The sequence below is a fragment of the Mesorhizobium sp. M2D.F.Ca.ET.226.01.1.1 genome, from assembly GCF_004022705.2.
GTDB lineage: Bacteria > Pseudomonadota > Alphaproteobacteria > Rhizobiales > Rhizobiaceae > Mesorhizobium.
On sequence record NZ_RZOY02000007.1, the window covers coordinates 85,380 to 107,234 of the forward strand.

Sequence of the window (21,855 nt, forward strand, 5' to 3'; positions counted from 1 at the left end):
TCAACTCCGGCCCGCCGCACTATCGCGGCGGGCCCTGTCGATTCGGAACTTCATATTGAAGGTCGCGTTGACAGACTGGTCGGAGAGATCGTAGCCGAACCGCCCGTTATGGGAGACGCCGAGCGTCGCGTACGGCGTGATCGCACAATCGAAACCGGCTTCGAGCACAGCCGCGTTGCGCGCGATCGGAACACCGCCAACGTCGAAAGCGTCGCCGCCTCCGGCAAAACGCATTACGGCGAGCGGCGTTACATCGCCGAAGGCATGACGCCAGCCGGCCATGCCCTTCGCGATCAGCGTGGCCCCGCCGAGATCGAAGGTGGTCGAGGTGCGCAGGCCAGTGTGGGAAGTTCGCATCGGTTTTGGCCGAAGCGCCGGTAAACGCGGCCGCCCCGCCCGCTCGGTGAAGCCGCTCGTGCTCGGCAAACCATCGTCTTTTTAGGGCCGGTACCGTTCGAGGAACGTAATCAGGTGGCGACCGTTCCTGTCCATGTCGCTCGATCCCGATCGCCTGCTAAAGACAACGACCGATGTGCTGGAGGTCGCGTTCCTTCAGGGTGGAGACGCGAATGGCAAGATCGCGTTGTTGCTCCATGGCTGGCCGGATGACGCTACGACGTGGACTTCCGTCGCCAGTGAGCTCTCCAAGGTTGGAGTGCGGACGATCATGCCCTGGCTTCGAGGCTTCGGACAAACTCGTTTCCTGTCGCCTTCGACCCACCGCGACGGCCGAACAGAGGCTCTCGCGCAAGATGCGCTCGATCTGATGGATGCGCTGAAGATCGAGCGTTTCTCGGTCATTGGGCATGATTGGGGCGCGCGCGTTGCCTATGCCCTTGCGGCGGTCGTTCCCGAACGACTGGAAAGCGTAACTGCGCTTTCTCTGGGCTATTCGCCTCGCGGCGCCTTTCCGGTGCCGCCGTTCAGGCAATCGCGCGCCTGGTGGTATCAATGGTTCATGTCGGTCGACCGTGGCGCTGAGGCGGTCGCCGAAGACCCGCGCGGCTTTGCTCGCATCATGTGGGAAACATGGAGTCCGCAAGGCTGGTTCGACGAGAAGACGTTCGAGATGGTGGCGCGAAGCTTCGAAAATCCGGACTGGCTTGCGATCACCTTAAGCAATTATCGAGGCCGATGGCGCGACGAGCCGCGTGATCCGCGTTACGATCCACTGCATCAGAAAATCGCATCGACGGAACAACTTGGCGTTCCAACCCTAATGATCCAGGGCGGAGCTGACGGCACCGTGCTCGCCAAGAGCACTGAGGGCAAGGACAAATATTTCACCGGGAGCTATCGGCGTATCGTCCTGGACGACGTCGGACATTTTCCCACGCGCGAGGCCCCGGCCGCCGTTGCCGGCGCGATCATGGAGCACCTGTCGTGACCGCTGGGCGATCAACCATCGAAGAACGGCTTGTCGCGCGTGGCATTGCAAGACCATCCTAGGCTCCTAGCCTTGCTCGGAAGTCGCACAGCGCCCGGATAAACCCTGCGGGGGCCTCGATTGGCAGCAATTCCCCGCTGCCTTCGATGATCCGGCTGTCCACATTCGCCGCGCCGGCCGCCTTCAGGCCATCAACGTAGGGTTCGATCGGCCGCTTGTCAGCGTCGCCGCGCGCATAGAGCAGCGGTTTTTCAATGCGTGCAGGTTTTGCATTGTGGCGGGCGTCGGCCGCCATCGCGCGATACCAGTCGAAACCAGCCTTGAGTGAATCGGGGCGGCTATAGGCAACGGCGAATCGATCGCGCAGCGCTTGCGAAATGCGCTTCGGCACAGCTGCGAGGACGTCGTGGAAGAAATCGAAATACGCGCGCTCACGAGCCGTGACCAAAGTTTCCGGCAAGTCCACCACGTTGTGAAACGCGAAATGCCAGATGCGCGGATCGGCAAGAAGCTTCTCCCATGGGTCAAGACCAGGAATGACCGTGTTCATCACCACGGCGGCTTTGATCGTTCGCTATGATCTCGCGCGGCTGCAAAAGCGATCATCCCGCCTACGTCGAGGCCAGCGATGAGGATGTCCCGAGCGTCGACGCTTTCGGCAGCTTCAAGCACGATATCGGCGAGAACTGTCTTCTCGGCGGAGGGCGGCGCGCCATAGGAGTCGCCGATATTCGGCAAGTCGGGCGCAAGCACGTGGAAATCAACGCTCAGCGCGTCAAGGACACCGTCATAAAGCGCCCGCGAATGCGGCCAGCCGTGCAGGAGAACGAGCGCCGGCTTCTGAGCATCGCCGGCCCTGCTCGCCGCAATATTCAAGCGACCGACGGGGATCGTGAGGCGCTCGGCCATCGCGCTAGCGGGACTGAACCGCGAGCGCTACCTTGCCCAGATGATGCCGCTCGACCGCACGGTGCGCTTCGGCCGCTTCACCGAGGGGGTATTTGGCGGCGACATGCACGGTGAACGGCCCCATCTCGATCAGGCGATTGAGCCGTTCGAAAAGTTCGGGTTCCGCGCGCCCGTCATAGGCTTCGAGATGCACGCCGGCGCGCGCTTTTGGTTCGGGCGCCACGCCGTTCGGGTACGCCGCGCGCCCGCTCTTGCGGATGGCTTTCAACACCGCCTCCAACCCATCGCTATTTGCAGTGATGAGGACCGCATCGAGCCCGTCGGGTGCGAATTCGCGCACAGCGGTTTCGACTTCGGATGAATGACCGTCGATTGCGGCGTCCGCGCCGAGGTGGCGCGCAAGCGCGACGCCATCCTCTCCAGAGGCGATCGCGAGCACGTCTGCGCCCATGCGTTTGGCCAGCTGGAGCGCGATATGGCCAATGCCGCCACTCGCGCCAAAGATGCCCAACTTCTCGCCAGGCTTGAGGCCGAGCGTTTCAAGCCCGGTCAGGGCGGTCAACGCATCGGCCGGCATCGCGCCCGCTTGCTCGAGATCGAGGCCGTCGGGCACTGGGGCGGCGTGGCGGGCTTTCAGCCGCGCATACTCAGCATAGAAGCCGTTCTTGGCGATGTCGGGATCGTAGCCGTAAACCTTGTCGCCTTCGCGAAAGCTCTTCACTCGCTCTCCAGTCGCAATGACCGTGCCCGCGCCGTCCACCCCGAGAACAAATGGAAAGGAAGGCCTGTCTTCCTTCGTCGCTTCGAAATACTCACCTTCCCGAAGTGATGGATCCCACGGCCCGACGCTTGCGGTGTCGACGCGGATCAGCACTTCGTCAGCCTTGGGTTCGGGTACTGGGAGCGTGTGGAGCGCGATCTCATCCGCGCCGCCGAAGCGGTCGATCGCCGCTGCTTGCATTCTGTTTGCGCGCGCCATGCCTTGGCCTTTCGCTTTCTCGCTATTGAATCTTGACGATATCCTTGTTGCGCGTGCCGTCGAGCGTATGTCGAAGCCGCAGCTTGCCTGGGGGTGGCGTCGAGGCTTCGCTTTTCGCCATCGCGCCGACCGCGCCCTTCGCTGGTGTGATGCCGCCATCGACCAGCCAAACCGCGCCGGTGACGAAGCTCGCTTCGTCCGACGCCAGAAATGCGTAGACATTTGCGACTTCTTCCGGCGTGCCGCGCCGACCAAACGGAACAGCCGTCACCAGCGCCTTCTCGATCGTCGCATCGACGGCGCCCGTCTCCTTATGCGTCCAAGCTGTGTCGATGGGCCCGGGGCTCACGCAATTGGCCCGCACGCCATATTGCGCCTGCTCGACAGCTATGCCCATGACAAAGGAATGCAGAAAGCCCTTGGTTCCGCCATAGGCGACATTCCTGGGCTGGCCGTTAACGCCGCCTTCGGAGCCGGCACAGAGGATCACGCCCTTCGTTTTCCTCAGATGCGGCAGCGCGAACTTCGTCATCAAGAAAGCCGAGCGCACGTTGCAGCGTAAGTGCTCATCGAACTTGTCGGTCGGCATGTCGTCGGTCTCCGCATTGACGAGAAGCACGCCCGCATTATTGACGAGCACGTCGAGCTTGCCGAAGCGATCGATGGCGGCGTCGACACAGGCGCGCGCCTGACGCTCGTCCGCGACATCGGCGGCGAAAGCGATCGCCTCTCCGCCGTCCTTCAGAATTGCGGTGGCGACGTCGTCGATCGGATCGTCGGGCAACCCATTGACAATGACCTTCCCGCCTTCGCGCGCGAACTTGAGACAGACCGCCTCGCCAATTCCTGTTCCGCCGCCCGTGACGATCGCCACCTTGGCCTGCAATCGGCCTTCCATCGGGTGTCTCCTTTGCGGATCACATCCAGCCGTCTCGCGGGTCCCTCCATACCCGCGCCCCAAGCGTCTGGCCGCCTTCGACTGGCGCTCCCGGCCCTTTCCCGGAAACGGGCCGGGCGCAGCGACGTTCCGTCGGCGCCGTCATCCCGGTCGAAAATGTGAACTGCGGCGTAAAGAGCATCGTTTTGTCAATCAGATAGTCGGCTCTGGAATTTCAACCGGAAATCGAGCATGATGCACCTCGGCACTTCGGGACGCTTCGCGCGCTGGGAATGCTGGGAGGAACGGGACATGGCCGTTGTGCTTGTACTCGTTTTGATCGTCGTGGGCTCGGTGTTGTTTCACCTCCTGAGCCCATGGTGGTGGACGCCCATTGCCTCGAACTGGGACTATATCGACAATACTATCATCATCAGCTTCTGGATCACCGGCATCGTCTTTGCCGCTGTCGTCCTCTTTATGGCTTATTGCGTCTTCCGCTTCCGGCATCGGGAAGGCAATCGCGCGGTTTACGAACCCGAGAACAAGCGCCTCGAATCGTGGCTGATGATCGTCACCGCGATCGGCGTCACTGCTTTGCTGGTGCCCGGCCTGTTCGTCTGGAGCCGCTTCGTCACGGTGCCAAGCGATGCGACCGAAGTCGAGGTCGTCGCCCAGCAATGGCAGTGGAGCTTCCGTTTGCCGGGCAAGGATGGCAAGCTCGGCACTTCCGACACCCGCGACGTTACCGCTGATAATCCGTTGGGCGTCGCCCCCAAAGATCCGAACGGCCAGGATGATGTCCTGGTCGAAGCCGCCGATCTTCATCTGCCGGTCGGCAAGCCGATCAAGGTGCTGCTGCGTTCGATCGATGTGCTGCACGATTTCTATATCCCGGAATTCCGCGCCAAGATGGACATGATCCCCGGCTCGGTGACCTATTTCTGGTTCACCCCGACCAGGACCGGTACCTTCCAGGTCCTGTGCGCCGAACTGTGCGGCCAAGGGCACCCGCTGATGCATGGCGTGGTCGTGGTCGACACCGAGCAGGACTATCTGGCCTGGCTCGGCCAGCAGCAGACTTTCGCGCAACTGTCGGCGCCGCAGCAATCGGGCTCGGCGAACCAGCCGCCAGGAAAGACAATCGCGTCCAATCTGGGCGTCGCGGCAAACTCGGAACTTTCGAGGTCCGCACAATAGGGCACGGAGGTGCTCCAATGGTCGACGTCACACCCGCAGATGCCGTTCCGCCCGCCGAAGTTGGGGAGGTGGAACTCTACCATCCGCACAGCTGGTGGACGAAATATGTCTTCTCGCAGGACGCGAAGGTCATAGCGGTCCAGTACTCGGCAACGGCAACCGCGATCGGCCTGGTGGCGCTGGTTTTGTCCTGGCTGATGCGCCTGCAGCTCGGCTTTCCCGGCACGTTCGACTTCATCACTCCGGAGGCCTACTACCAGTTCATCACCATGCACGGCATGATCATGGTGATCTATCTGCTCACCGCGCTCTTCCTCGGCGGCTTCGGCAACTACCTCATCCCGCTGATGGTCGGCGCCCGTGACATGGTCTTTCCCTATGTCAACATGCTGAGCTATTGGGTCTATCTGCTCGCCGTGCTGGTGCTGGTGTCGAGCTTCTTTGCGCCGGGCGGACCGACCGGCGCCGGCTGGACGCTCTACCCGCCGCAGGCCATCATGACCGGCACGCCGGGCGGACAGGACTGGGGCATCATACTGATGCTCTCGTCGCTCATCCTGTTCATCATCGGCTTCACGATGGGCGGCCTCAACTATGTGGTGACGGTGCTCCAGGGCCGCACGCGCGGCATGACCCTGATGCGCCTGCCGCTCACCGTCTGGGGCATCTTCACCGCCACCGTCATGGCGCTGCTCGCCTTTCCGGCGCTGTTTGTCGCTTGTGTGATGATGCTGCTCGACCGCGCCCTCGGCACCTCATTCTTCATGCCGGCGATCGTCGAGATGGGTCAGCAATTGCAGCACAATGGCGGCAGTCCGATCCTGTTCCAGCATCTGTTCTGGTTCTTCGGCCACCCGGAGGTCTACATCGTCGCCCTGCCGGCTTTCGGCATCGTGTCCGACCTGATCAGCACGCATGCGCGCAAGAACATCTTCGGTTATCGCATGATGGTTTGGGCGATCATCGCCATCGGCGCCCTGAGCTTCGTCGTCTGGGCGCATCACATGTATGTCAGCGGCATGCATCCCTATTTCGGCTTCTTCTTCGCGACCACGACCCTGATCATTGCCGTGCCGACGGCGATCAAGGTCTATAACTGGGTGCTGACGCTGTGGCGCGGCGATATCCACCTCACCATACCGATGCTTTTCGCGCTCGCCTTCATCGTCACCTTCGTCAATGGCGGGTTGACCGGACTGTTCCTCGGCAATGTCGTCGTCGACGTGCCGCTGTCGGACACCATGTTCGTCGTCGCCCATTTCCACATGGTCATGGGCGTCGCGCCGATCCTGGTGATCTTCGGCGCGATCTATCACTGGTATCCGAAGGTCACCGGGCGGATGCTCGACGAAACGCTCGGCAAGTTCCACTTCTGGGTAACCTTCCTCGGCGCCTACCTGATCTTCTTCCCCATGCACTATCTCGGCCTGATGGGCATTCCGCGGCGTTACGCCGAGCTCACCGACATGACCATAATGACGGAATCGGCTCATCACCTGAACTCGTTCATCAGCATCATGGCCTTCATCGTCGGCTTCGCCCAGATGGTGTTCCTGTTCAACCTGATCTGGAGCATCCGCCATGGCCGCGAGGCCGGCGGCAACCCATGGCGGGCGACGACGCTCGAATGGCAGACGCCGCAGACGCCGCCGGCGCATGGCAATTTCGGCAAGGAACTGCCGATCGTCTATCGCTGGGCCTATGACTACAGCGTGCCGGGGGCCAAGGAGGACTTCATCCCGCAGAACGTGCCGGGCGACTTCGCTCCCTCCAAGGAGCCGTCATGAGCGTCATCCTGGTCTTTCTGCTGGTGATCGCCGGCTTCGCCGGATGGTGGCTTTCGCACCAACGGCTGACGGCCAAGCCCTGGCTGGAGCAAGGCCTGGCCGGGGATTTCGTCGGTTTCGACCGGTCGGCGCTGCCCACCGCCAAGATCGGCCTCGGCGTCTTCCTCGCCGTCGTCGGCTGCCTGTTCTCGCTGTTCACCAGCGCCTATTTCATGCGCATGGGCCTGCCCGACTGGCAGCCGCTGCCGCTGCCGCGCCTGCTCTGGCTCAACACCGGCGTGCTGGTGCTGAGCAGCGTCGCGCTGCAATGTGCCGTGATAGCCGCGCGCAAAGGCCAGATCGACAACGTCCGGCTTGGTCTTGCCACGGCGGGGCTCACGACGCTTGCCTTTCTCGTCGGTCAGTTGATGGCATGGCGTCAACTGACCGCAGACGGCTATCTGCTCGCATCCAACCCGGCCAACAGCTTCTTCTATCTGATCACCGGCATGCATGGCCTGCACATACTCGGCGGTCTGGTCGGACTTGGCAGGACGAGCATCGGCGCCTGGAATGGAGCGCGGCCGCAGCGGCTTCGCCTCAGCGTCGAGCTCTGCGCCATGTACTGGCATTTCCTGCTTTTCGTCTGGCTCTGCATCTTCGCCCTCCTGGCGGGTTGGGCCGCGACCTTCATCGACATCTGCCGACAGCTGCTGACCTAGGAGACCGGCGATGGCCGAGACGACCATGACGCATACCAGCCAGATGGAGCCCAGGCCCGCCGGTTGGCGCGGCATTGCCGCCGATTGGGCCTCGGACCAGCGGGCGTTCAAGAACGTGTCCTGGGGCAAGGCCATGATGTGGATCTTCCTGCTCAGCGACACCTTCATTTTCGGCTGCTTCCTGCTCTCCTACATGACCGCGCGCATCTCCACGCGCGTGCCGTGGCCGAACCCGAGCGAGGTCTTTGCCCTGCGCATCGGCGGCTCGGAAATCCCTCTGATCCTGATCGCTATCATGACCTTCGTGCTGATCTCGAGCAGCGGAACGATGGCCATGGCGGTCAATTTCGGCTACCGCCGCGATCGCCGCAAAACCGCGATCCTGATGCTTTTGACCGCGGCACTCGGCGCGACATTCGTCGGCATGCAGGCCTTCGAATGGACGAAGCTGATCACCGAAGGGGTGCGGCCATGGGGCAATCCCTGGGGTGCCGCGCAGTTCGGCTCATGCTTCTTCATGATCACGGGCTTCCACGGCACGCACGTCACGATCGGCGTGATCTTCCTGATCATCGTGGCGCGAAAGGTCTGGCGTGGCGACTTCGACATCGGGCGGTCCGGTTTCTTCACCAGCCGCCGGGGTCGCTACGAGAATGTCGAGATCATGGGCCTCTACTGGCACTTCGTCGACCTGGTCTGGGTGTTCATCTTCGCCTTCTTCTATCTTTGGTGAGAGGCAGATATGGCTGAAGCAACCGCAAACGGTCTCGGGCAACACGCGCTGCACGCCACCCATGCGCAGGATGGGGCCACGGCAGCGGTCGCCCCCGCCGAGGTTCATCAGGAGCACCCGATCAAGCTCTACCTGGTGGTCTGGGCCTGGCTGTTCATCCTCAGCACATGCTCCTACCTGGTCGACTATTTCGGCATCCACGGTTATCTCAGATGGTCGCTGATCCTGATCTTCATGATGCTCAAGGCAGGATTGATTGTCGCCGTCTTCATGCACATGGCCTGGGAGCGGCTGGCGATGATGTATGCGATCATCCTGCCGCCGATACTGGTGCTGGTTTTCGTGACCATGATGGTTTTCGAAGCCGACTATACGCTGCTGACCCGCATCGCGTTTTTCGGACCTGGCCCCTGACGAGCGATACAGATCCAGCAACCAGCGGAAACGGCCGGTCCATGTGCCTTGAAACAACAGGCTGCTGGTCCATTTGGTTTGACATATGCGTCGAAAACTCAAGCAGAAGGACGCGCACAATGACCATAGCAAACAGACTGAGGCATTATATCGACGGCAAGGGAATCCCCTACGACACCGTCGCGCATCACCGCACATCCACCAGCAGGCAGGCTGCCATCGCCGCGCATGTGCCCGGCAGCATCATGGCCAAGTCCGTGGTCGTTCACCACGAACTCGGTTATGCGCTGGCCGTCGTCCCAAGCACCCATAGGATCGAGCTCGGCAAGCTGCAGGATGTCATGGACAAGCGCCTCGGGCTCGCTTCCGAGGACGAGGTTGTATCGCTCTTCGATGACTGCGACATCGGCGCCGTACCGCCGATCGGTGCGGCCTATGACGTGCCAGTCATTCTGGATGAAAGCCTGCGCGATGCCGCCGACGTCTATTTCGAAGGCGGCGACCACAAGACGCTGGTGCATGTCAGCGGCAAGGATTTCCGCAACCTGACCACGGGCGCGCGCCAGGCGCGGTTCAGCCACCGCGCCTTCTGAGCGCACCGACGCAGGTGGCCTATGCGCAGCGACAGGTCTGCTTACGTCGCCGGTATGGAGCCAGCCGGAGGCTCTACGACCTTGCGATATACATGCCAGGTGGCGTGACCGAGAATCGGCAGCACGACTGCCAGGCCTGCGAACACCGGCAGCGAACCGATGATCAGCGCGACGGCGACGATCAGCCCCCAGACGGCCATCACAATCGGGTTGGCCACGACCACGCGCACCGAGGTGTGGATGGCTTCGTAGGCGCCGACGTCGCGATCGAGCAGCAGCGGGAAAGCCACGACGGTGGTGCACAGCACGACTGCGGCGAACACGAACCCGATGGCGTGCCCCAGCACGATCAGCGTCCAGCCGCGCCCGGTGGCGAATATCTGGGCGATGAAACTGGACAGTGACGCCGGTGGCTCAGGGCCGAACAGCTGCTCGTAGAAGATCTTGGCGGTCAAAAGCCAGGCGATGAAGATCACAAACAACATGATCCCGACCGCGGCGATGGCCGGCAGCGCCGGAGAATTCCTGACCTCGAACGCGTGTTTCCAGGAAGCATCCAGCCCGGCTTCCCGCCTGCGGCTGATCTCATAGAGCCCGATCGCCGCGAGTGGCCCGATCAGCGCGAAGCCCGATACCAGCGGAAACAGCAACGGCAACGTGTTTGCTCCTGATGTCCAGGTGGCGAGCACGACGCCGACGAGTGGATAGATCATGCACAAAAACACGATGTGCGAGGGTTTGACCATGAAGTCGTCGACACCCCGCTTGAGCGCATCGAAAAGATCGGAAACGCCGATCTTTCTCACCCTGGTATGCTCCAGCGTTTCGCTGGCGCCTGCAATCACGTGAAAGCTTGCCATGACCGTTCCTCCAGATCGGGCCCGGCAAGGTCGCGGAATTCACGGTGCTACCGCTTTGCGTGACTGGCCACGCAAACCGCGACCTGCACCGACTGCCAACATACTCCATTGCGCCCGATTTGTCGTCATTTCATTGGAACGGGTGCGGCAGCCAGCCAGGTCCGCACACTGGCTCCAGAAGACTTTTTTCGATATTCTCTTGCGGCGTCGCGCCGCGCCTTTCTGGGCGTGCAACGGGCGCTGTACCGCTTTGATGGGCCTATGGTCCTTTTCGAAAATCGATCCCGATTTTCGGGGCATACGCCCGGTCGAAAGTGAACGTGATGGACACGCGGACGCTTGTCATACTCGGCCTTGGCATAGTTGTTCTGCTGCTGTTGGGGTTCTTCGCGCTGCCGGCGTAACGGCGCACGTCGCGACCTTTCAACAGTGCAAATGCCGGACGACCAGCGATGGTGCTCGGAAGGGCCGTCTATTTGGAAAATTGCTTCAGGTAGGCGATGACGTTGGCTATGTCCTTGTCGTCCTTTAGGCCGGGAAATGTCATCTTCGTCCCCTTGACCATCGCCTGGGGGGCGTGAAGGTACGTCGTCAGTGTCGGCTCGTCCCATTTGACGCCGGATTTTCCAGCCGCGATCATGGCCGCGGAATAGGTGAAACCGGGATGCGTACCGGCAACCCGCCCGATGACGCCGTTCAGAGACGGACCGATCCTATTCTGGTCCTGGTCGGCAACGTGGCAGACCTTGCACTTGGCGAAGACCTTCTCGCCCGCGGCGGCATCTTGCGCCTGCGATGGGCCTGCGAAGAAGGTCGTAGCGGACAAGACGATAAAAAGCGCTGTTGCACGCATCGCATTTCCTTCCTGATGGTCTCGTTTTGCGTCGGAACGATCGGCACCACACCGGCCCGCTTGTGTGCGCCACGCATAAGAGCGGGGGATCCGGGTTTCTTCAGTGGAATTGCGGCACCTATATACCACAGCATCGTCCAAACGGATAGAAAAAGCCAGCTTTTGCTGAGGCTTAGGCACAATGCGATGCTCGATATGATCGGCAAGGTGTTCGGGCGCGCCATGACGGCCGCCGAACTGGAAAGCCTGTTCCAAAAGCATGTCTCCCGAAAGTGGGAACCGGCTTCGGGAGAAAGACATGCGTAAAATCAAGAACCTAAGTGCATGAAGCGACTATGAAAGATCGCGACGCGCTTTAGGCAACGGGGTCAAGGTGGATCGGTTTTGCAGCTTGCGGCGATCTGGCCGATCGCTTTGGAAAGACCCGCAAGCTCGAAATCGGCCTCGCCGCGCCCCGACAGAAGGCCGAAGCGCCATGACAGCGTCAGCCGGCTCGCTGAAACCAGGCGCTTGATGCCGTCGTCTCCGTCCCTGACCAGGGTTCTGCCGCGCGGGCCGACCGACCAGCTTTCATCGGTCTTGCCGCCGTCGACAATGACGGAGATGGTGATCTTGCGGCTGGCGGAGACCGAATCCTTGAGCTGCAGCCATTCGCTCCAGCGTGGTTCGCCATCGCGCCGGCAAGCCAAGGTCAGCACCGGGCTGTAGCCCAGCGCTCCGCCCCCTGTGATCAGCTTGTTGATGGCATGCAGCGAGGCTGTGATCTGGGCGTCGCTGCCGGTGTCGACGCGCCAATTGCCGAGATCCGGCTCGGTCCGGGCGCCTCCTTCGGCCGCCGCCAAGAGGAGCACCGGGACATCCGGCTCGGCCCGGACGCTCCCGCCGATCGCCGCCAACAAGAGCGCCGCGGCAACCACTAAGCCTCTTACCATGAACCCCAGCCTCACAAATGCCTCCGACACCCGCGAACGCCATCGAAAACAGATAATGTTCAACGGGTGGTATCGCCAGCGGCAGACCATGAAGACAAGTCGCGTGTGTTGCCGCGCCGCCACAATGATATACGCCGTAATGAAAAAGGCCGCCCGGAGGCGGCCTTTCGAAATCGCGGTTCTGAAACCCGTTATTCGGCTTCCTTGGCGGCCTTCTTCTTCGGCGCGGCCTTCTTCTTCGGCTCTTCCGCCTGATCGGCGGCTTCGCCCGCCTTTGCCTCGCTCGCCTTGGCTTCGGCCTTCTTCGAGGCTGCCTTCTTGGCCGGCTTTGCCTTGGTCGCGGTCTCGGCATCTTCGTCGTCGGCCATCAGCTCGTCCTTGCCGACCTTGACATCGTTGACCGAGATCTGGCCGAGCAGATAGTCGACGACCTTCTCTTCGAACATCGGCGCCCGCAGCGCGTTGATGGCTTCCGGGTTGCTGCGATAGAACTCGAAGGCTTCCTGCTGCTGGTTGGCCGGGAAGCGACGCACCTGCTCGAACAGGCCGCGCTGCAGTTCCTCATCCGACACGGTGACGCCGGCCTTCTCGCCGATCTCGGCCAGAACCAGGCCGAGGCGCACGCGGCGCTCGGCAAGGCGCATATATTCGGCGCGCGCTTCTTCTTCCGTCGTCTCTTCGTCGGCGAAAGTACGGCCGGCGGCCTCGAGGTCGCGGTTGACCTGTGCCCAGATGTTGTTGAACTCGGCCTCGACGAGCTTCGACGGCGCCTCGAACGAATACGAAGCGTCGAGCTGGTCGAGCAGCTGGCGCTTCACCTTCTGGCGCGTCATCGAGCCGAACTGGTTCTCGATCTGGCCGCGCACGATCTCGCGCAGGCGTTCGAGCGATTCCAGGCCGAGATTCTTGGCCGTCTCGTCATTGATCTCGAGCTCGCCGGGCGCCGACACTTCCTTGACGGTGACGTCGAAGGTGGCTTCCTTGCCGGCCAGGTGCGCGGCCTGATAGTTCTCCGGAAACGTGACGGTGATCTGCTTCTCATCGCCTGCCTTCGTGCCGACCAGCTGGTCTTCGAAGCCCGGGATGAACTCCTTGGAGCCAAGCACCAGCGGCTGGTCGGTGCCGGCGCCGCCGGCGAAAGCCTCGCCGTCGATCTTGCCGAGATAATCGATGGTCACGCGATCGCCCTCGGCGGCCTTGCCGGTCTTCGGCTCATAGCTGCGCGCCGATTCGGCAACGCGCTTGACCTGATCGTCGACTTCCGATTCCGGCACGTCATAGACCTGACGCGTCACCTTAATGTCGGAGAAGTCCTTGATCTCGATCGCCGGGATGACCTCGTAATTGAGGCTGAATTCGAAGTCGGAGCCGCCGGCCAGGATCTTCTCGGCCTCCTTCTCGTCCTCGGTCATGATCACTTCGGGCTGCATGGCGGCCTTTTCGCCGCGCCCCGAGATGATCGAACGGGTCGAGTCGTTGAGGATCTCGTTGACGACCTCGGCCATGAACGACTTGCCGTACATCTTGCGCAGATGCTGCACCGGCACCTTGCCCGGGCGGAAGCCATTGATGCGCACCTTGTCGCGGGCATCGGTCAGCCGCGCCATCAGCTTGGCTTCCATGTCACCGGCCGGCACGGTGATCTTGATCTCGCGCTTGAGACCGGAGTTGAGCGTTTCGGTGACCTGCATCCTAGAACCTTTGTTTAACAATGAGGCTGCCAAACGGTCCTAGCCGTTTACAGCCTGCCGGTATGATGTTGCCGGAAATGGCTTTTGGTACGGAACCTGGCGATTTGACCGCTAACGCGGTTCAAACTCTCCTGAATAACGCTTAGCCCGATGCGAATAAGTTTTTGTTTTTCCTATAACTTTTCGCATCTTGCAGAGGCGGAAATTCACGTTCCATCACATTCGACACGCCTTTTGTCACAGGCTAGGCCAATTTTCAACTATCTTCGCGCATAGCCGGATAAGCATGATCTGAGCCCCGACATTGACAGAATGATGGCTACATGGGATTGCCGGGGAAAGCGGATGTGGCGGAATTGGTAGACGCCCTGGATTTAGGTTCCAGTGCCGAAAGGCGTGGGGGTTCGAGTCCCTTCATCCGCACCACCCTACGCTGTGACGGGCTTCGGGTGGCGAGCCACCTGAAGATCAGCCGACAACAAATCTTCCGAACCCTTGCCAAAGAGGACCGGAACCATCAACTCCTGGCCGCGCGAGCAAGGCCCTCATGCTCGGCCGCTGCCGCCTTTGCGCATCAAATGCACTTGAAAGAGCCCGTTAAGAGGTTCTTAGTTGCGACAGGCAGGTTGGGGCTCTCTCAGTTGTGCGCATAGTTTCTCTGGTTCTGGGGGTCGGATCCGTTGTCGCGGCGGCGACGTCTCAGGTCGAGGCTTTGGAGTACACTCCGGCTTCTCCTCCGGGTCAGCCGCCAATGCTCGTTGTCTCCGGTGAGTTCGACGCCAATGAATCCTTGAATGGATTTAACCGCGCGGTTGTGAGCAGCGGGGCCAGGGTGATTGTATTTAACTCCCCTGGCGGCAACGTTGGGAGTGCCATTCGGTTGGGGCGTATGATCCGCGCAGCGGGATTGGACACGCTTCAGGTTCACCAACTGCAGTGCGCTTCAGCCTGCTCACTGGCTTTCCTGGGTGGCATCCACCGTTTCGCCGAAGCAGATTCTATCGGCATTCACAGGGCGTTTCTCAAACCGGCTGACGGGATGTCCAACCAGGAAGCGGAGGCCCGTGTCCAGTTCGGAACGGCCGCAATCATATCCTATGTCATAGAGATGGGAGTGGACCCCAAGCTGATCGAATTGGCGTCGAACTACGGCAAGCGCGACCTAAGATATCTATCGGCCGGCGAAATGGCTGAATTGCATGTGACCAATATTGCGGCGAACCGACCACCCACAGATACGTCGCTGGTGCCAGCCGTGCCAAATCCGGTGCCGGAACCTGCTCCTGCACCCGACGCCAGGCAACGGCCGGAGAGCATTGCGGTCGCCTTCGCCAGGGATCTCATCGAGCATCACGGCGACAACGACGATTTCGCGATTGCCCAAGTCCAGGCGTCCTATGCTCCCAAGGTCGACTACTATGGCAAGCCGACGACCTTGAGGTCGATCATTCAGGACAAGAGGAACTATTACAAGCAATGGCCCAACCGCGTGTCTAACGTCCGCGATGAAAGCATTGCGGTCACGTGCGCCGACGATCGCTGCATGGTCTCCGGCGTCTACGACTGGGTTGTGCGCAGCCCTTCGAAGCAGGAAAAAGGCGCAGCCAACTTCAACTATACGATATCGATTGGTCCCTATCCCAAAATCATCGCGGAGACCGGCACCATTCAGCGGTGACCGGGACCATCATCAATACGGACTGCCGCTGACGCCAAGGCCCTTGAACGCTCTAATACAGCGGCTCCTCGAACAGCGTCTTGTCGCCATCCATCAGCGCCTTGATCTGCGCCGTGCCATTGGCCGACAACGCCAGCTTGATTCCGAACGGCCGCACGCGAATGTCGTCCTGGATCGCCACGCCTTCGCCCTCCGGCAGATAGAAGCGGTCGATTCCGTAGTCCGGCGCGATCGTCGCATCCGCGTCACGCAGGCCCCAACCTTCGGTGATGCGTCCGGCTATGTCGGCCTCGTCCGGGCCGGCCGGTGCCGGCGCCTGGCCGAACCAGGCGATCGTCGGCTGCCAGTAGCCGTCAACGCCCTTCCTCAGCCGCACCACGATCGATGTGTCGTCGCTGGAGAGCTTGCCTTCCGGAATGTTGGCGATCAGCTTCACCGGGATCCGCGAAATATTGTTGTTGAGCGAGATATAGTCGCCGCGCAGCAGATCGCGCGGATCGACGGGCTGGATTTTCAGGAGCACTTCCTTGCCGTTGCGCAGGATCGCGGCGCGGCCGGCGATGATCCAACTGAGAAAGCCGATTTGGACAAGCGCCAGCACCAGCGCCGAGACGATCAGTTTCCTGCCGGTCATGCCGTTGCTCCTGTCTCGGCAGGCGCTTTCATGCGCTTTTCGATGCGGATGATGACCAGCGCCAGAACACCAAGCAGCACTGCCGCCGCCAGGAAGAAGCCGGCCGTATCAAGCATCGACTGCAAGGTGACGCTGTAGATGATGGCGAGTTCGAAGGCAAAGCCGGCATAGGCCAGCCAGCGCAGCCCCCTGCTCTCGCGGCCAGCCAGCATGATTGCCGCGACGATGCCGGCAAGCGCGACGATCGAGGCGACGGCAAAGCCGCTGTTGTAAGTGCTTTCATCCGCCAGATCGAACTGGATCGTCGCCACGCCGGTGAGGAAGCCGAACAAGGCGTGCAAGGGCAGCCGGCCGCCCAGCTGAAGGAACCTGTCGATCGGATCCCCTGCCAAGACCGAACCGAAAAAGAGGAGCGTCGAGACGATCGCCAGAGTTGCGCCCACCGGCAACGTATTGTGATCCGATGCCAGGAGAACGAGATAGAGAATGACCGAGAGGACGATCAGGTGGCGCGCGGCCGCGCTGCGCGTCCAGAACGAAATCGCGAACAGGACGATCGCCACGACGATGAAGAGATGCGGAATCTCCGCCCGCCAGTAGAAGCCGAACCCCTTGAGCACCAGCCATGCGTCGGCAATGCCGACCGCCGCCACGGTCAGCGGGTTCGAACGCAGTGCCACGGCCGCCAGCGCCGTGCCTGCACACCAGGTGACCAGCGCCGAGGTTTCGTCGCCCGAAAGGTGGTACATCTGGCCGATCAGCGCGATCGATCCGCCGAAGGCCGCGGCGGCAACGATCCACAGCGCCTCGCCGATCGCCGCGTGGTCGCGCGTCTTCAGCACCGCGCCGCCGACATAGCCGCCAAGGATTAAGGCAAAAAGTGCCGCCACGCGCAGCAAGCGCGGGAACGCCTCCCAATTGGCGGCGACGAAGATCAGGATCGCGGCGCCGAACAGAAGCGCCGCCATCATCGCCAGGATCGAGCCGAAGCTCAGCGACGCGCGCTCGTTGGCGGCGACGTCGCGCGTCAATGCTTCCGCCGTGGCCGCATCGATCAGTCCTGCGTCCCGCCAGCGGGCAATGTCAGCCCTCACCCGTCTCGTATAGCCCGCCATGCTTTCCCCCGAGCCTGGAGCATGATGCCGAAAAGTGTGAAGCGGTTTTGGGACGACATCATGCTCCGCTTTTTTGATTTTAAGAGCCATTTCCTTAGCCGGAACAGCCAAGCCGTTGACGCGGCGGCATTTTCCGATTCGGCCCTCTTTGTGACGCAGGCGTGAATGGCCATTAATGTTGCATTGCACAATTTGCATTGCTGCCATGCGCCAACGGCACTTTTAAATCGATATGATGCCACCTATTTTCTGTTCGTACACAAACGGAATGATCCGAACTAAAGACGAAACGAGAACTACCATGAACCTGATCCGCAACTATCGCAACTGGCGCCGCTACCGGGACACGGTCTCCGAGCTGAGCCGCCTGTCGAACCGTGAACTGACCGACCTCGGCATCAGCCGCAGCGACATCCACCACGTCGCCCGCAAGGCGGTCTAATCCGCTTCGGACCGCAAATGGTCCGAACCGGTTTTGAAGAGAGTAACGACAATGAACCTGATCCGCAGCTATCGTAACTGGCGCGTCTACCGCGACACCGTTAATGAGCTGGGTCGGCTTTCGAACCGCCAGCTCCATGATCTCGGCATCGTTCGCGACGAGATCAAGATGGTCGCCCGCAAGGCGATCTAAGGAATTTCGCCAGGGTCGACCTCCTCCCCGACCCTGACGAATGAGGTCAACCTTCACCTCCTCCCGAGGGTTGACCACCGAAACGGCGCCCGCCGGACCTCCTCCCCCGGCGGGCGTTGTTCAGAAGCGAACGAAGTTCGTCTTCCAGGGGTTTCGCCCCCTTCTGAAACGGCGAAAGGAATTTCGTCAAAGCCGACCTCCTCCCCGGCGATGACGAATTAGGTCGATCTTCACCTCCTCCCGAGGATCGACCCCCAAAACGACACCCGCCGGACCTCCTCCCCCGGCGGGTGTTGTTGTTTTTTGGGCTCGTCGCCCCGGCCGGCCATTTCCCGGCAATTGCAATCGCTTCGCCAAGCGATTATTCCGGCGCTCATGAGCAAAAATCCCGTACACGTCATCGGCGGCGGCCTCGCCGGCTCCGAAGCCGCATGGCAGATCGCGCAAGCCGGCGTTCCCGTCGTGCTGCATGAAATGCGCCCGGTGCGCGGCACCGATGCGCACAAGACCGACGGCTTGGCCGAGCTCGTCTGCTCGAACTCCTTCCGCTCCGACGATGCCAAAAACAACGCCGTCGGCCTGTTGCATGCCGAAATGCGGCTAGCCGGCTCGCTGATCATGAGCGCCGGCGATGCCAACCAGGTGCCGGCCGGCGGCGCGCTGGCCGTCGACCGCGACGGTTTCTCCGACGCCGTCACTGCGAAGATCGAAGCGCATCCGCTGATTTCGATCCAGCGCGAGGAAGTGCCAGGCTTGCCGCCGGCGGACTGGGATCAGGCGATCATCGCCACCGGTCCCCTGACCGCTCCTTCGCTCGCCCAGTCAATCGCGGAAGCCACCGGCGCCGATGCGCTTGCCTTCTTCGACGCGATCGCGCCGATCGTGCATTTCGACACGATCGACATGAACATTTCATGGTTTCAATCGCGCTACGACAAGGTCGGGCCAGGCGGCACCGGCAAGGACTACATCAACTGCCCGATGGACAAGGAGCAGTATTTCGCCTTCGTCCAGGCGCTGCTCGATGGGCAGAAGACGGAATTCAAGCAGTGGGAAGGCACGCCCTATTTCGACGGCTGTCTGCCGATCGAGGTGATGGCCGAGCGCGGCGTCGAGACGCTGCGCTACGGGCCGATGAAGCCGATGGGGCTGACCAACGTCCACAATCCCTCGGTCAAGGCTTATGCCGTGGTGCAGCTCCGCCAGGACAACGCGCTGGGCACGCTCTACAACATGGTCGGTTTCCAGACCAAGCTGAAGCATGCCGAGCAGGTGCGCATCTTCCGCAGCATTCCGGGGCTCGAGAATGCCGACTTCGCGCGGCTCGGCGGCCTGCACCGCAACACCTACATCAACTCGCCGACGCTGCTCGATCCCTCGCTGCAGCTGAAGTCGCGCCCCGGCCTGCGCTTCGCCGGCCAGATCACCGGCTGCGAAGGCTATGTCGAGAGCGCCGCGATCGGCCTGCTCGCCGGCCGCTTCGCCGCCGCCGAACGGCTTGGACAGGCGCCCTCGCTGCCGCCGGCGACCACCGCTCTTGGTTCGCTGCTCAACCACATCACCGGCGGCCATATCGTTTCCGACGACGAACCCGGCAAGCGCTCCTTCCAGCCGATGAACGTCAATTTTGGCCTGTTCCCGCCGGTGGAAGCGCCGAAGACCGACGGCAAGCGGCTGCGCGGCAAGGACAAGACGGTCGCGAAACGCCACGCCATCACCTCGCGAGCGCTGGCCGATTGCAGGGGGTGGCTAGGGTTGCCGGCGCAGGCCGAGGCGGCGGAGTAGGCAGCCTTTGCATTAGACACCATGGCGCAAAGTAGGATACTATCCTACTTTCTCTCGATAGGAATGTTCCATGGAATCTGCCGAGAAACTGTCCATCACCGTCACGCCCGCGATGGCACGTATGATCCGCGAGAAAGTCGAGGACGGCTCGTTCGGCTCGGCAAGCGAGGTTATCCGCGCGGCCCTGCGCGCCTTCCAGCGTGAAGAGGAAGAGCATGCCGAGCGCATGGCCTCGATCCGCGCGCGGGTGAAGGCTTCTCTTGAGGACAAAAGACCCGCCGTGCCGCTCGACGAAGCGATCGATAGGGTGAAGAGCCGGATTTCACAGCTGGCGCGAGACCGTGATGATCCAGCGCCTCGCCGTCGTTCTTAGCGAAGGAGCCATAGCCGATCTCGAAGCCATTGCTGCCTACATCCTTGAGAGCGGCGGCAGCGAAACCGCCGCCAACGGTTTCATCGATCGGATCAGAGAGCGCTGTCAAAGTATCGGAAATGGCCCGCGCGGGGGTCGTCTGCGCGAGGACCTGATGCCAGGGCTTAGGACAGTTCCGTTCGAGCATTCGGCCCTTATTGCCTATGTCATTGAGGGTGATAGCGTATTTATCGTCAACGTCTTCTATGGCGGCCGCCCTGATGCGCGGCGGCGATCCATCCTGAAGGCGGCAGCTACTCCGCGGGCTCCCCACTCGCGACCGGCAATCCAGGCTTCCCCGCCTCTCCCGGATTTCTCCGCACATAAGCGGCCTTCAGCGTCTCCGACGTATCGCGCGAGCCGTCATGGCTCCAGCCGGGCGGCTGGATCAGATAGTTGAGCCGCTGGCCAAGCGACAGCCCTGGCATAGCCGCATCCTTGAACATGCCGATCCACTCGTGGAACGCCACCTTCAGCGGATTGAAGGTGCCAATGTTCTTGACGATGCCATAGCGCGGGCGGTCCTCCTCCAGCTCCTCGACGAAAGTGCCGAACATGCGATCCCAGATGATCAGCGTGCCGGCGTAGTTGGCGTCGAGATAGCGCGGATTGGTGGCGTGGTGGACGCGGTGGTGCGATGGCGTGTTGAAGATGAATTCGAACCAGCCCCACATCTTGCCGATCGTCTCGGTGTGGATCCAGAACTGCCAGACCAGGTTGAAGCCGAAGACGAAGGCAATCACCGCCGGATGGAAGCCCAGCAGCACCAGCGGCGCCTGCAGCACGAACATGAAGGTGAACAGGCCGGTCCAGCTTTGCCTCAGCGCCGTCGAGAGATTGTAGTGCTGGCTGGAGTGATGGTTGACGTGCTCTGCCCACACCCAGCGTACCCGGTGCGCGATGCGGTGATAGACATAGTAGCGCAGGTCATCGAGCAGGAAGGCGGCGACGAACACCCAGACCGACAGGCCGAGATTGAAGAAGCGGAACTGCCAAAGCCACAGCAGCGCCCAATAGGCCACGACGCCGAGCAGCAGGCCGGCGACGACATTGCCAGTTCCCATCATCAGGCTGGCCAGCGTGTCGCGCGTCTCGAACGATCCCTTGGCGCGACCGGTCCGCACCAGCCACAATTCGATCAGGATCGCCGTCACGAAGAACGGGATGGCAAGCTGGGTGACCTGCGGGAAATTATACTCGTCCATCACGCCGCCTTTCTGATCTGATCGCGGCCTTCCAGCGCCGCCGCTATGGCCAGCGCATCGGCTTCGTCGGCGAAGACGAACCTGCCGCCTATCCAGGTGAAATCATTGAGTCGCAGCGAGACGACGTTGCCTTCCCTCGCCAGTGCCAGAACGTCGTACGGGGAGACGATACGCGTCAGAAAACAGTCGCCGATGCTCTGGACGATGCCGCAGCGCCGCGGGCCGAGGTCGAGAAACGCGGCATGATCGTCGGCGGTCAGCCGCACGGCGCCCGGCCTTTCGTCGGGAAAATCCTCGGCAAAGCGTGCGAGCGCTTGATCCGCGTCGGCAAGCGTCGCGGTTGTCGTGCCGCCGGTGAAATGCACGGCCGCGACGGACAGCGCGATGCCGAACGCGACGAGGACGACCAGGACTGGCAGGCTCATGGAAACGCGGCTCCTCCGGCGGCCCGCATTTCTTTGACGCGGGTCCACGCG

26 protein-coding genes, 1 tRNA gene and 1 pseudogene are annotated in these 21,855 nt (G+C 61.8%); 15 read left to right on the forward strand and 13 right to left on the reverse strand.

Annotated elements, in window-relative coordinates; translation table 11 throughout:
- On the reverse strand, positions 1–357 hold the full coding sequence (locus tag EN869_RS17530; protein WP_245489339.1) for an autotransporter domain-containing protein: 357 nt from the start codon (positions 355–357) through the stop codon (positions 1–3).
- Between the two features lie 133 nt (positions 358–490).
- On the opposite strand from EN869_RS17530, the gene EN869_RS17535 reads away from it, so the two are divergent.
- The gene (locus tag EN869_RS17535) at positions 491–1,387 is read left to right on the forward strand and encodes an alpha/beta hydrolase (protein WP_127227156.1); all 897 of its coding nucleotides are present in this window, start codon (positions 491–493) and stop codon (positions 1,385–1,387) included.
- 58 nt (positions 1,388–1,445) lie between these two features.
- On the opposite strand, the gene EN869_RS34770 is transcribed toward EN869_RS17535, so the two are convergent.
- Genes EN869_RS34770 through EN869_RS17550 form a run of 4 tightly spaced genes read right to left on the reverse strand, consistent with a single transcriptional unit; the run spans position 1,446 to position 4,173 of the window.
- Positions 1,446–1,937 (reverse strand): alpha/beta hydrolase, encoded by a 492-nt coding sequence (locus EN869_RS34770; protein WP_210213826.1) that lies wholly within the window; start codon positions 1,935–1,937, stop codon positions 1,446–1,448.
- Positions 1,937–2,296 (reverse strand): alpha/beta fold hydrolase, encoded by a 360-nt coding sequence (locus EN869_RS34775; RefSeq protein WP_210213825.1) that lies wholly within the window; start codon positions 2,294–2,296, stop codon positions 1,937–1,939. The genes EN869_RS34770 and EN869_RS34775 overlap by 1 nt, the downstream gene beginning before the upstream one ends.
- Before the next feature lie 4 nt (positions 2,297–2,300).
- Positions 2,301–3,275: an NADP-dependent oxidoreductase gene (locus tag EN869_RS17545; RefSeq protein WP_210235020.1), complete on the reverse strand. Its 975-nt coding sequence runs from the start codon at positions 3,273–3,275 to the stop codon at positions 2,301–2,303.
- A gap of 22 nt (positions 3,276–3,297) precedes the next feature.
- Positions 3,298–4,173: an SDR family oxidoreductase gene (locus EN869_RS17550; RefSeq protein WP_127227155.1), complete on the reverse strand. Its 876-nt coding sequence runs from the start codon at positions 4,171–4,173 to the stop codon at positions 3,298–3,300.
- A 291-nt stretch (positions 4,174–4,464) separates the two neighbouring features.
- On the opposite strand from EN869_RS17550, the gene EN869_RS17555 reads away from it, so the two are divergent.
- From EN869_RS17555 to EN869_RS17580, 6 genes are all read left to right on the forward strand, one after another.
- The gene (locus EN869_RS17555) at positions 4,465–5,352 is read left to right on the forward strand and encodes a cytochrome c oxidase subunit II (RefSeq protein WP_127227253.1); all 888 of its coding nucleotides are present in this window, start codon (positions 4,465–4,467) and stop codon (positions 5,350–5,352) included.
- A gap of 17 nt (positions 5,353–5,369) precedes the next feature.
- Complete coding sequence (gene ctaD, locus EN869_RS17560) at positions 5,370–7,139, forward strand: cytochrome c oxidase subunit I (RefSeq protein WP_127227154.1); 1,770 nt, start codon at positions 5,370–5,372, stop codon at positions 7,137–7,139.
- Positions 7,136–7,840: a cytochrome c oxidase subunit 3 gene (locus EN869_RS17565; RefSeq protein WP_127227153.1), complete on the forward strand. Its 705-nt coding sequence runs from the start codon at positions 7,136–7,138 to the stop codon at positions 7,838–7,840. The genes ctaD and EN869_RS17565 overlap by 4 nt, the downstream gene beginning before the upstream one ends.
- 10 nt (positions 7,841–7,850) lie before the next feature.
- On the forward strand, positions 7,851–8,573 hold the full coding sequence (locus tag EN869_RS17570) for a heme-copper oxidase subunit III family protein (RefSeq protein ID WP_127227152.1): 723 nt from the start codon (positions 7,851–7,853) through the stop codon (positions 8,571–8,573).
- 9 nt (positions 8,574–8,582) lie between these two features.
- On the forward strand, positions 8,583–8,987 hold the full coding sequence (locus tag EN869_RS17575) for a cytochrome C oxidase subunit IV family protein (protein WP_127227151.1): 405 nt from the start codon (positions 8,583–8,585) through the stop codon (positions 8,985–8,987).
- Between the two features lie 119 nt (positions 8,988–9,106).
- On the forward strand, positions 9,107–9,580 hold the full coding sequence (locus tag EN869_RS17580) for an aminoacyl-tRNA deacylase (RefSeq protein WP_127227150.1): 474 nt from the start codon (positions 9,107–9,109) through the stop codon (positions 9,578–9,580).
- A 41-nt stretch (positions 9,581–9,621) separates the two neighbouring features.
- On the opposite strand, the gene EN869_RS17585 is transcribed toward EN869_RS17580, so the two are convergent.
- From EN869_RS17585 to tig, 4 genes are all read right to left on the reverse strand, one after another.
- The gene (locus tag EN869_RS17585; RefSeq protein WP_127227149.1) at positions 9,622–10,440 is read right to left on the reverse strand and encodes a DUF2189 domain-containing protein; all 819 of its coding nucleotides are present in this window, start codon (positions 10,438–10,440) and stop codon (positions 9,622–9,624) included.
- Between the two features lie 472 nt (positions 10,441–10,912).
- Positions 10,913–11,293, reverse strand: coding sequence for a cytochrome c family protein (locus EN869_RS17590; RefSeq protein WP_127227252.1), 381 nt, complete (start codon positions 11,291–11,293; stop codon positions 10,913–10,915).
- A gap of 368 nt (positions 11,294–11,661) precedes the next feature.
- Positions 11,662–12,225, reverse strand: coding sequence for a hypothetical protein (locus tag EN869_RS17595; RefSeq protein WP_245489338.1), 564 nt, complete (start codon positions 12,223–12,225; stop codon positions 11,662–11,664).
- 191 nt (positions 12,226–12,416) lie between these two features.
- A complete protein-coding gene (tig, locus tag EN869_RS17600) occupies positions 12,417–13,916 on the reverse strand; it encodes a trigger factor (RefSeq protein ID WP_127227147.1) in 1,500 nt (499 codons plus the stop codon).
- Positions 13,917–14,257: 341 nt separating this feature from the next.
- On the opposite strand from tig, the gene EN869_RS17605 reads away from it, so the two are divergent.
- Together EN869_RS17605 and EN869_RS17610 are read left to right on the forward strand one after the other, a co-directional pair.
- Positions 14,258–14,342: transfer RNA gene (locus EN869_RS17605), tRNA-Leu, on the forward strand.
- Positions 14,343–14,667: 325 nt separating this feature from the next.
- A complete protein-coding gene (locus tag EN869_RS17610; protein ID WP_127227146.1) occupies positions 14,668–15,594 on the forward strand; it encodes a hypothetical protein in 927 nt (308 codons plus the stop codon).
- A 52-nt stretch (positions 15,595–15,646) separates the two neighbouring features.
- On the opposite strand, the gene EN869_RS17615 is transcribed toward EN869_RS17610, so the two are convergent.
- Positions 15,647–16,228: a GDYXXLXY domain-containing protein gene (locus EN869_RS17615; protein WP_127227145.1), complete on the reverse strand. Its 582-nt coding sequence runs from the start codon at positions 16,226–16,228 to the stop codon at positions 15,647–15,649.
- Positions 16,225–17,343: a DUF2157 domain-containing protein gene (locus EN869_RS17620; RefSeq protein ID WP_127227144.1), complete on the reverse strand. Its 1,119-nt coding sequence runs from the start codon at positions 17,341–17,343 to the stop codon at positions 16,225–16,227. The genes EN869_RS17615 and EN869_RS17620 overlap by 4 nt, the downstream gene beginning before the upstream one ends.
- 21 nt (positions 17,344–17,364) lie before the next feature.
- Here EN869_RS17620 and EN869_RS34445 point away from each other — a divergent pair, with 21 nt between their 5' ends.
- From EN869_RS34445 to EN869_RS17645, 6 genes and pseudogenes are all read left to right on the forward strand, one after another.
- The gene (locus tag EN869_RS34445; RefSeq protein ID WP_167506922.1) at positions 17,365–17,508 is read left to right on the forward strand and encodes a hypothetical protein; all 144 of its coding nucleotides are present in this window, start codon (positions 17,365–17,367) and stop codon (positions 17,506–17,508) included.
- A gap of 136 nt (positions 17,509–17,644) precedes the next feature.
- The gene (locus EN869_RS17625) at positions 17,645–17,785 is read left to right on the forward strand and encodes a DUF1127 domain-containing protein (protein WP_127227143.1); all 141 of its coding nucleotides are present in this window, start codon (positions 17,645–17,647) and stop codon (positions 17,783–17,785) included.
- A gap of 51 nt (positions 17,786–17,836) precedes the next feature.
- Positions 17,837–17,977, forward strand: coding sequence for a DUF1127 domain-containing protein (locus EN869_RS17630; RefSeq protein WP_127227142.1), 141 nt, complete (start codon positions 17,837–17,839; stop codon positions 17,975–17,977).
- 375 nt (positions 17,978–18,352) lie between these two features.
- Positions 18,353–19,762: a methylenetetrahydrofolate--tRNA-(uracil(54)-C(5))-methyltransferase (FADH(2)-oxidizing) TrmFO gene (trmFO, locus tag EN869_RS17635; protein ID WP_127227141.1), complete on the forward strand. Its 1,410-nt coding sequence runs from the start codon at positions 18,353–18,355 to the stop codon at positions 19,760–19,762.
- Positions 19,763–19,832: 70 nt separating this feature from the next.
- Positions 19,833–20,135, forward strand: a complete 303-nt coding sequence (locus tag EN869_RS17640) for a type II toxin-antitoxin system ParD family antitoxin (protein ID WP_127227140.1) — start codon at positions 19,833–19,835, stop codon at positions 20,133–20,135.
- Positions 20,107–20,328: pseudogene (locus EN869_RS17645) on the forward strand (type II toxin-antitoxin system RelE/ParE family toxin); the annotation flags it as partial. The gene EN869_RS17640 and the pseudogene EN869_RS17645, both read left to right, overlap by 29 nt.
- A gap of 100 nt (positions 20,329–20,428) precedes the next feature.
- On the opposite strand, the gene EN869_RS17650 reads toward EN869_RS17645, so the two are convergent.
- Both EN869_RS17650 and EN869_RS17655 read right to left on the reverse strand, forming a co-directional pair.
- Positions 20,429–21,379, reverse strand: coding sequence for a sterol desaturase family protein (locus EN869_RS17650; RefSeq protein ID WP_189341214.1), 951 nt, complete (start codon positions 21,377–21,379; stop codon positions 20,429–20,431).
- Positions 21,379–21,804 (reverse strand): hypothetical protein, encoded by a 426-nt coding sequence (locus tag EN869_RS17655; protein ID WP_127227138.1) that lies wholly within the window; start codon positions 21,802–21,804, stop codon positions 21,379–21,381. The genes EN869_RS17650 and EN869_RS17655 overlap by 1 nt, the downstream gene beginning before the upstream one ends.
- Positions 21,805–21,855: the final 51 nt, after the last annotated feature.